The 8,030-nt window shown below is 58.9% G+C and carries 8 protein-coding genes and 3 pseudogenes; 6 read left to right on the forward strand and 5 right to left on the reverse strand.

Translation table 11 applies throughout. The features are described 5' to 3' along the window. Positions 1-208, reverse strand: a 208-nt coding sequence (locus E4K64_RS38685; RefSeq protein WP_135163638.1) for a transposase, incomplete at its 3' end; no start/stop codon positions are given. Positions 209-382: 174 nt separating this feature from the next. Between E4K64_RS38685 and E4K64_RS38690 the strand changes: the two genes are divergently transcribed. Together E4K64_RS38690 and E4K64_RS38695 are read left to right on the forward strand one after the other, a co-directional pair. Then, on the forward strand, positions 383-715 hold the full coding sequence (locus E4K64_RS38690) for a DUF1016 N-terminal domain-containing protein (RefSeq protein WP_235884959.1): 333 nt from the start codon (positions 383-385) through the stop codon (positions 713-715). Between the two features lie 793 nt (positions 716-1,508). Beyond that, entirely contained in the window at positions 1,509-1,838 is a 330-nt protein-coding gene (locus E4K64_RS38695) for a hypothetical protein (RefSeq protein ID WP_164719152.1), read from the forward strand. A 148-nt stretch (positions 1,839-1,986) separates the two neighbouring features. Here E4K64_RS38695 and E4K64_RS41520 read toward each other — a convergent pair whose 3' ends face one another. Further along, positions 1,987-2,193, reverse strand: a complete 207-nt coding sequence (locus E4K64_RS41520) for a hypothetical protein (protein ID WP_235884960.1) — start codon at positions 2,191-2,193, stop codon at positions 1,987-1,989. A gap of 235 nt (positions 2,194-2,428) precedes the next feature. Between E4K64_RS41520 and E4K64_RS42075 the strand changes: the two genes are divergently transcribed. Beyond that, a complete protein-coding gene (locus E4K64_RS42075) occupies positions 2,429-2,692 on the forward strand; it encodes a hypothetical protein (protein ID WP_488225974.1) in 264 nt (87 codons plus the stop codon). Positions 2,693-2,766: 74 nt separating this feature from the next. On the opposite strand, the gene E4K64_RS38705 is transcribed toward E4K64_RS42075, so the two are convergent. Continuing rightward, positions 2,767-2,982, reverse strand: coding sequence for a cold-shock protein (locus E4K64_RS38705; RefSeq protein WP_126262132.1), 216 nt, complete (start codon positions 2,980-2,982; stop codon positions 2,767-2,769). Positions 2,983-3,956: 974 nt separating this feature from the next. Here E4K64_RS38705 and E4K64_RS41525 point away from each other — a divergent pair. Next, positions 3,957-4,073, forward strand: a pseudogene (locus E4K64_RS41525) (IS3 family transposase); the annotation flags it as partial. 5 nt (positions 4,074-4,078) lie between these two features. Here the strand turns inward: E4K64_RS41525 and E4K64_RS38715 are convergent. After that, positions 4,079-4,291, reverse strand: a pseudogene (locus E4K64_RS38715) (transposase); the annotation flags it as partial. 458 nt (positions 4,292-4,749) lie between these two features. Between E4K64_RS38715 and E4K64_RS38720 the strand changes: the two are divergent. Both E4K64_RS38720 and E4K64_RS38725 read left to right on the forward strand, forming a co-directional pair. Then, positions 4,750-5,955 (forward strand): HlyD family secretion protein, encoded by a 1,206-nt coding sequence (locus E4K64_RS38720; RefSeq protein WP_126262131.1) that lies wholly within the window; start codon positions 4,750-4,752, stop codon positions 5,953-5,955. A 5-nt stretch (positions 5,956-5,960) separates the two neighbouring features. Beyond that, on the forward strand, positions 5,961-7,754 hold the full coding sequence (locus tag E4K64_RS38725) for a glycosyltransferase (RefSeq protein WP_235884961.1): 1,794 nt from the start codon (positions 5,961-5,963) through the stop codon (positions 7,752-7,754). 52 nt (positions 7,755-7,806) lie between these two features. On the opposite strand, the pseudogene E4K64_RS38730 reads toward E4K64_RS38725, so the two are convergent. Further along, positions 7,807-8,030: pseudogene (locus E4K64_RS38730) on the reverse strand (integrase core domain-containing protein); the annotation flags it as partial.

The following is an 8,030-nucleotide window of genomic DNA, read 5'->3' on the forward strand; positions in this document are numbered from 1 at the left end:
CGGTGGGTTCGGCGATCCGACTCCCGCCGCCCGGACCGAAAACATCGGCAGCGCTGCCTTCGAGCTGGGCCTTCCACGATGTGATCTGATTGGGGTGAACGTCGAACTGCTCCGCCAGTTGCGCCAGCGTGCGGTCACCCTTGACGGCGGCAAGTGCCACCTTCGCCTTGAAAGCCGGAGTGTGGTTCCGCCGTGCTCGTCTGCTCATCGTCTCTCCTGATTCGCGGGTCAATCTTGCCCGCCGTCAGGCAGAAACTCCACTTATCGCGCTGTTCAGATTTGCGGGACCAGCTCAGGCAGCCGCATGAGGAAGCGACCTTCCAAATCCCTCTCAATCCGAAGAGGTGCCAAACCGACGACCGGAATTGATGCGCGAAGCTATTTGACGTTCATCAGCGACCTTAAACGGAAGATTGCGGAGGCGCGGCATCCTGCCGGTCTTTCGGTGAACCGTGAGCTGATCCTGCTCTATTGGAACATTGGACGCGATATCCTCGCGCGGCAGGACCGGGAGGAATTGGGTGCCAAGATCATAAATCGTCTAGCCGCCGACCTTGGCCGAGCCTTTCCCGAGATGACCGGGCTCTCGGCCCGAAACCTGACCAACAGGTTGTTGCACTTCATCCTCGCCTGGCTCAGAGAGCTCTTGGGCCTGTTCCTGGAACTGCTAGGGCGCGGGCTCGCCTCTCCAGCCCAGCTCAATCCAGCTTCTTAACGGACGACTGATCAAAGGCGGTTCGAACCCAGATAAGTTTTAACGCGTCCTATCAAACTGGATGAGGGGTCAGGATGAGCAAAGAATTGCGCGTCTATGCGTCATTGAGGCATAAGAGATAAGACGTTCACGATCGACCGATTGATCCTCCGAGCGCTGGTTAGCTCCATCAATTCCGTGCTTTTTTTTGCGCAGGCGATCGATCGCCGCGTTGTGCCTGTCGTAGGCGGCAACGATCTCGTTGACCGCTTTTATTTCCCTGTGCTCGCGGACCGAGTGTACAGCGCTGCACCTTCGGTTGTGGTAGAGATACGGTTAGGGTCAGTGAACATGCCTATCGACTGATCGGATTTAATTGCGCCCTCCAGTCATCCACGGCAGGTATTCTTTTGAGCGGATCTGGGTTGTCCCGCATCACGATCGCGCCACACTTCCACCTGTGCTCCTCGCGCGGCGAAGAAGCCGTTTCCTTCTCCCACCGTCTGAAGCGCCCGTCCTAACGGCGCCAAGCCGATGATTACGGCCGTCACGATTGGGGGGTCTTTTTCTCCCACACGATGTAAAGCTCGCCCTTGCTGTTGTACTGCGCAGGACGTCAACTGCGGTTCGCAAAGCCTCGACCAGTCGCCGCTCAGTTTGGCGCCGTCTAGGACCACCGTAGAGCAGCCCGTGGTGGGCAGGATTACGCGGTCGAAAGGCGGCCGTATGCCTCAAGCTGTATCGACGAATGGTATCCATTGCACCTACCAGGATTGGTTGGTGCCGATCTCATGCGGCCTGGGGCAAATGCGCCATGGCGACTGAGTTAGATTCGATTTTTGATGTGATTGAGCATCACCGCGAGCTTTCCGCGCAATACGATGCCGCGGTATCCCTATCGGCGAAACTAGTCGAAGGCCCCGAATTTGATGCCGCCGAGGCAATCAGCGAGGAACGGTTGTTGGCTCTCGAGCAGTACGCAGACGTGCTCATCCACTCCAAACCGACAACGCTTGCGGGCGTCATCGCGCTGAGCCGCTACGTCGCCAGCCTACCGACTTGGCTGCTGTCTGATGAATATGATTGGCATCAATCGTTTCTGAGGATGCTAACGGACGCGCTGGACGAAATCAGTGTGGGGTAGCGCCACGATTACCGAAATCCTGAAGGCACGCGCTCATCCGTGACATCAAACCGCGCGCTTTGCGCGTGAAGCCCGCCAAGCCGCGAGTGCATCGTCCGCGGCGCTGGCCGTCGCCTGAGGTAGACCGGACGCCCGGTCCAGATACCGGTCAATCGCCTTGCGGTCCCAGCGCTGTATGCCGGGGATCGCCCCCCTTCTTCATCCACGTCTCGAACGCGTCCTCGGAGCAGCCGCAATAGGCGGCCGCGTCGGTCTTGGTGAAACCCCGAGGTTCGATCTGGTCGGCGCGTTTTATCCGCTCCGAACGCCTCAGCTCGGCGGGCGAGCGGTTGTCCCGTTGGTGATCCCCGTCCATTCGGACCACCGCGGCGAAGTTAGCGGCAACGTGACTCGGCGCCTCGTGTCAGATACGGCGCTGTCCCTACCACACGCGCCGCTAATTTCAGTAGGGACAGCGCCCGATCTATGGCTCCCCAAAGCTGGAATCAGGTGCCGAGTCGCGCCCGCGCTGCTTCCGCGTCACTATGTGCGGCGCGAGCCAGTGCCGCGTCGGCCATTGATGCTCGACCCCTACATTCCCATCATCGAGAATGGTTCGCAGCGACCTGTCCGCGGCCGATCTTCTCTCCCGGCTGGAAGCGCATGCGCCCGGTCGGTTCGGCCGGCATCAGCGGCGTACGATGCAGCGGCTGGTGAAGAATTGGCGATCAAAGGCCGCTCGACAGCTCATCAGTAGCGCAGAGATTACGTTAAGCATCGATCCTCGCTACGTACCTGATGTCCGGGTCCCCACAGGGGCCTTCGCCCAATCAACGCAAGCCGGTCCAGGTAGAAACGGGGATCCGCTTCGGTAACATTCTCGGGGCATTTTCCGCGTCGCCCGACAGTTTGAACAATCTCGAACACCTGCTTAAGGATACGCGGCACTTTAATCGATTAGCCTGACCTCGGCAGCTCTGTACTTTGAGCGCCGTTTGTTGAAGCGAAGATCGAAAGTCACACGCGTGCCCGGCAGCAGATCGGTACCTGTGCAGTTGCGTAGTTCGGACATATGCACGAACACATCCTCGCCCTTGGCACCATCAGGCCTTATGAAGCCCCAGCCCTTTTCAACACTGTACGACAATACCGTTCCAGTCTGCATCTTTGCTTGTCGAGATTGGAAGTATCGTGCGTCGACGTTTGGGCGACGATATCGAGTCGCAAGCTACGCCTGCGCGGCTACTTCGTAGTCGCGGGTACACTTTCCTGATTTGCCTGGAGCAAGGATCTCGTCGGCATGACGGTCTCGTATCGCCGGCTCAGCGAGAAACTGATTCGTCGCGTTCGTGCCCGCGTAGGTTAGCGGCGGCGAGCGCGCGCGAATCCGATCGCCGGCCGAAGTTCCTGTTTCATATCGCCTCACAGCACCAGCGGGGCGGACCAGACGCTAGCGGCGACGCGGCGCCAAGCCCGCCCCTAACATCACCGCATCTGGAGTAACCGGTAATGCTGCTCCGAACCGAGCAAGGGCCGTGCCGAATCGAGAATCGGAGCTTGTGCAGGCGCTTCGTAGCGTGGCTATATGGTCGAGTCGTCGACATTGGTCTGAAAGCTGACGATCAACGCCAATCCTGTCCGAAGCTTCCTGCTCTCGCTTACTTCGGACGAATGGCGGGATCACGGTAGCTTGTCTGATCCAGGATCGCCGTTCTCCCCGACGGATTGCGACAACTGGCCCCGGCCGATCTCGCTCAAGTAACCCAACCGATAGCGCCAAGTATGACGCCCCTGAAAAGCGAAGCTAGGTAGAAGCACTTATAATTGCTGACGGTAAACGCGACCGACTCCACCCGGAGCGCTCAACTGAGAAAATCAATGGGGCCGCGAGACGCTGCCGTCCCGCGGCCTCGCCACCGGAATCTAGCGAAAAAACAGTTTAAGTATGAAAATCCCTCCACCGGTGTTCCTCCAGTAGAACACCATGTTCAAAAAATTGACAATCCGGGCGGATACGGAAAAAGGACCTGATTGGTGCGCGACATACGGGCAGGCTGCCAGATCGAGTCGGCGGGAGCTGCCGAGGAGGCGTCAGGAAGCGCTGGACGCTGCGGTGTTGAGCATCGGCACTGGCGGTAGCGCCGGTTCGAAGCCAAGCTGCGCGACGATCGCACGCCGGCGACGCGATCGAATGAGACCCGCGCTGTGGACTTTGTTCATGATCAGCTGGCAACCGGCGGCAAGCTCCGGGTGCTGCCTTGATCGGCGACCAGCTTCTTCAGCTTGGCGTTCTCGTCCTCGAGCTGCGTCGGCGGTCCCAGCTCGGTCGGCAGCAGCCCGTCATACTTCTTCTTGCAGCTGAAATAAGTCGCCTGCTAATCCCGGCCTTGCGGCAGATCTCGGCCACCGCAATCCCATCATGGCCTGCTTCAGGATGAACGCCTTCCCGGGTCCGAAAATCTTGAGGCCTTCATCGTCGTCCGCTCCTCTCAGCCAAGGGGATCGGCCGGCGCAAACTCTAGCCAAAGATGGTGCCAATTTGCCGGCCTCAGATCAGCCACGGTCGATCATCATCGGCTGCTGATGAATCTGCGCAGTTGAGTACTTGTACTTCTTCCCTGTGTCCGAGCGCTATCAAAGAAGGTAGGCGTGGACATGTCGAAGGTCGTGGTACGTTCCAAGGGTTGATGATCGGAACTGAGCAGAGAACCACTAGTCAATCCTTGTTCAGGTTAGGACGTATCGAATGCTTGGGATTGCAGCCGGGGACGGGAAACCCGAACGGCGGACAAGCACAGTGCCCGAGGTGGCTGAGCCCTCCGCCGGAGCATGTAGCGTTGCTGAATCGGCGGCATCGCGCATTTCAATTGGGTTTGTCGAATGGCAAAATTAACTCAAGCAACAAGGCCTGGAATGCGGTTGGAAGTCTCTCATGAAGCTCGCACGTGTGGTCATCGGCTTGGTTCTTCTCGCCGGCGGATTGTACGTCATCATCGGCGAGCACTTCGCTGGAACTTCGGCGGATGCCACAGTAAATGCTCGACTTTACGTCGTGCGTGCGCCGATCGAAGGCCGGGTCACGCTTGCCGTCAAGAGCATTGGGGGGCGCATTAACGCGGGGGAACTCGCGGCTGAAGTGGCCGACGAGCGCTTCGACACCGCTCGGCTTCTTGAGCTTGAGCGCGATCGGGACAATCAACGCATCGAACTCAAACGCATCGCCGGTCAGCGTGACGTGCTATCGCAATCGAGAGCCGGATTTGATGCGCAGTCAACCGACTACCAGCGCGGTAGAATTCGGCAGATCGAGGCGCGGATCGCCGAGACGAGGGCGACGCAGGATGCGGCAGCCGCGCGCCTGCGCGAGGCAGATTCGGAATTCAAACGTGCCAATGAGTTGAACAATCGCGGCGTTCAGACGGCTGCCAGCCTGGACCGGGCGCGCGCGAAGTTCGATGTCGCACAGCAAGACGTGGAGAGTGCGCAACAGCGCGTCAACTATTTCGAGACGGAACTCACCTCAGCCCGCACCGGAGTCTTCATCGGCGAGTCATATAACGATGCCCCCTTCTCGACGCAGCGCATTCGGGAACTCGATCAGCGCCTGGCGGAACTGAATGTCGACGAGCAGCAGATTAAAGGGCGCATCGCTCAATTCGATCGGCAAATCGATGCCGAGCGTTTGCGCGTCAATCGCCTGACGTCCGCGACGCTTAATGCACGCGTCCCGGGCCTCGTCTGGGACATCCTGGTGGATGATGGCGCGTACGCACGGCGTGGGCAAGACCTGGTCAAGCTCGTCGACTGCAATAGCCTCGCGGTGACCGCGGGCGTATCCGAATCGCTTTATGACAGCCTCTCCGTCGGCGCGACGGTTCAGTTTCGGCTGTTTGGCGACGAACGAATTTTCGACGGAACCGTCACCCGGCTCGGCGGATCCGGCGCGTCGCCGCTTTACGCAAACCTTGCAGTGGGTCCGAGTCCGCAGCATCTGCAACGCTTTGACGTAACGGTAACGGTGCCGGGCCTCGCACAGCAGCCGGATCTTGGTTGTGCCGTCGGTCGCACTGGACGTGTTGTGTTTTCGAGCGGCCCGATCGCCCAATTCCGTCGTTTTCTCACGCGTTATGGCTTCTAATGTTAATGCTGTCGCCTCTGCTCGCCGCCCTGGGGGGAGCTGCCATCATCATCGGACTTCGCCTGACCGTCCTCCCACTGCTTGACCCGAGCCGATGGTACTGGCGCGCCCTTCTGCTCGGCCTGGCGGCAATTCTCTCTTGGCGCTACGTGGTATGGCGGTTCACCGAGACACTGGTGCCACTTGACTGGACTGCGGACGCATTGGTCAGTTGGGGCTTCGCCACGCTGGAGACGGGGACGGTTCTGTCCTCGTCCATCGCATTCATGATCCTTTCGCGCGTGAAGGAACGTACCGCGGAAGCTGACCAGCACGCCGGATGGTGGCTGCCTGGAGAAGCGCCAGGCGTCGACATCTTCATCACGACCTACAATGAGCCGCTCGAGATCCTCGAGCGGACGATCGTTTGCGTCAAAGCCCTACGATTTCCGAAGCTTCGTGCCTTTGTGCTTGACGACGGCCGCAGGGATTGGCTCCGACAAGCCTGTGAACGGCACTCCGTCGGATATATCGTGCGTTCCGATAACGCGCATGCCAAGGCGGGAAACATCAACCACGCGCTCGTCAAGCGTGCCCGGGATCCCGATCGACCAGATTTTATTGCTATCCTGGATGCCGATTTCGTTCCGCATTTCGATTTCATCGACCGCACAGTAGCACTGTTTCACGATCAAAGCGTCGGTCTGGTTCAAACGCCACAACATTTCTTCAATCCGGACCCTATCCAGCACAACCTCGGCATCAGCGCCGGGTATCCGGACGAGCAACGACACTTCTTTGATAATGTGGAACCGGCAAGGGACGCTTGGGGAATCGCGATCTGTTGCGGCACCTCATCCGTGATGAGGGTCCGAGCAATCCAACAGATCGGCCTGCTTCCGACGCAAAGCGTGACCGAGGACTTCCTGCTCACGCTCAAGCTCGCCGAAAACGGATGGCAAACCGTCTATCTAAACGAGCCGCTGACCGAGGGTTTGGCTCCAGAGGGCCTCAAGGAATACATCGTCCAGCGCGGCCGCTGGTGCCTCGGCCTCATGCAAATTGCGCGCAATTGCTACAATCCATTCGGTTCCCATCGCCTGGGTTTGATGCACCGGATCAGCGTCGTCGATTCCGTGCTTTATTGGTTAACCACCTTTCCTTTCCGCTTGGCGAGTCTGATCTTTCCGCTCCTGTACTGGTGGCTCGGTATTACGATCATGAATGCTTCGCTCGTCGATATCACCAGATACTACGTCCCGTATTATGTGATGGTCCTGGTGGCCTTGAACTGGCTCTCGAAGGGGCTCTTTATCCCCATCGTCAACGATACGTCGCAGCTGATTGCCGCTTGGCCGATTTGTCGGGCCGCTGCGCTCGGCCTCTTGACGCGAGGACCGCACAGATTTTCGGTGACAGCCAAGGGCGGCGACAGAACGAGGGTCGTCGTCCAATGGTCATTGATGCGACCGTTTTTGATCTTGTTTGGATTGACCCTTGGTGGCCTCATCGTTCCGCTGAATGCCGATTTTGTCTTCAACACCTCGTCGACAGCGGGCGACGGCGTCGCCATCGTTCTGTTTTGGACGGTCTACAACCTCCTAGTCTTGCTGGTGGCGATCGCGGCGTGCATCGAACGACCCCGATATAACCGACCGCAGCGCCAGGTGCTTGAACCGATCACGTTAACGATTGGAGGCGATCGGCACCGTGGTTGGCTCGTGAATCTCGGACCGGAAGGCGCTCGCATTAGCGGGCCATTCGGCCTTTCGGTCGGGGCGACAGGCAATTTGACGATTGTCCGTTGTCAGATGATTTGAGACTGATCAGGCGTTCTGCGAAGGGAGGCTCTGGCTCATCAGGGGTTAGAGTTTAAGCGGCCTGCAGACGATGCTGCAAGCGACGATTTGCAATGGTGTCGCGCTTGATGCGCTGACGTTCGGCCAGGATTGTCTCTGCTCTGCCGAAGTAGACATCGGCCGGTGTGAGATTGTCGATGCTCTCATGGTAGCGAACGTGATTGTAGTGCTCGACGAAGGCACTGATCTGTCGTTCGAGATCGCCGGGTAACTAATAGTTGTCGAGCAGGATGCGGT

The organism is Bradyrhizobium frederickii, from assembly GCF_004570865.1.
GTDB classification, from domain to species: domain Bacteria; phylum Pseudomonadota; class Alphaproteobacteria; order Rhizobiales; family Xanthobacteraceae; genus Bradyrhizobium; species Bradyrhizobium frederickii.

Bases quoted from the DNA above. Each gene is read 5' to 3' on its own strand.
- E4K64_RS38695 (WP_164719152.1), top strand. From the start codon at position 1,509: ATGGCGACTGAGTTAGATTCGATTTTTGATGTGATTGAGCATCACCGC.
- E4K64_RS41520 (WP_235884960.1), bottom strand. From the start codon at position 2,193: ATGGACGGGGATCACCAACGGGACAACCGCTCGCCCGCCGAGCTGAGG.
- E4K64_RS42075 (WP_488225974.1), top strand. From the start codon at position 2,429: ATGGTTCGCAGCGACCTGTCCGCGGCCGATCTTCTCTCCCGGCTGGAA.
- E4K64_RS38705 (WP_126262132.1), bottom strand. From the start codon at position 2,982: ATGCAGACTGGAACGGTATTGTCGTACAGTGTTGAAAAGGGCTGGGGC.
- E4K64_RS38720 (WP_126262131.1), top strand. From the start codon at position 4,750: ATGAAGCTCGCACGTGTGGTCATCGGCTTGGTTCTTCTCGCCGGCGGA.
- E4K64_RS38725 (WP_235884961.1), top strand. From the start codon at position 5,961: ATGCTGTCGCCTCTGCTCGCCGCCCTGGGGGGAGCTGCCATCATCATC.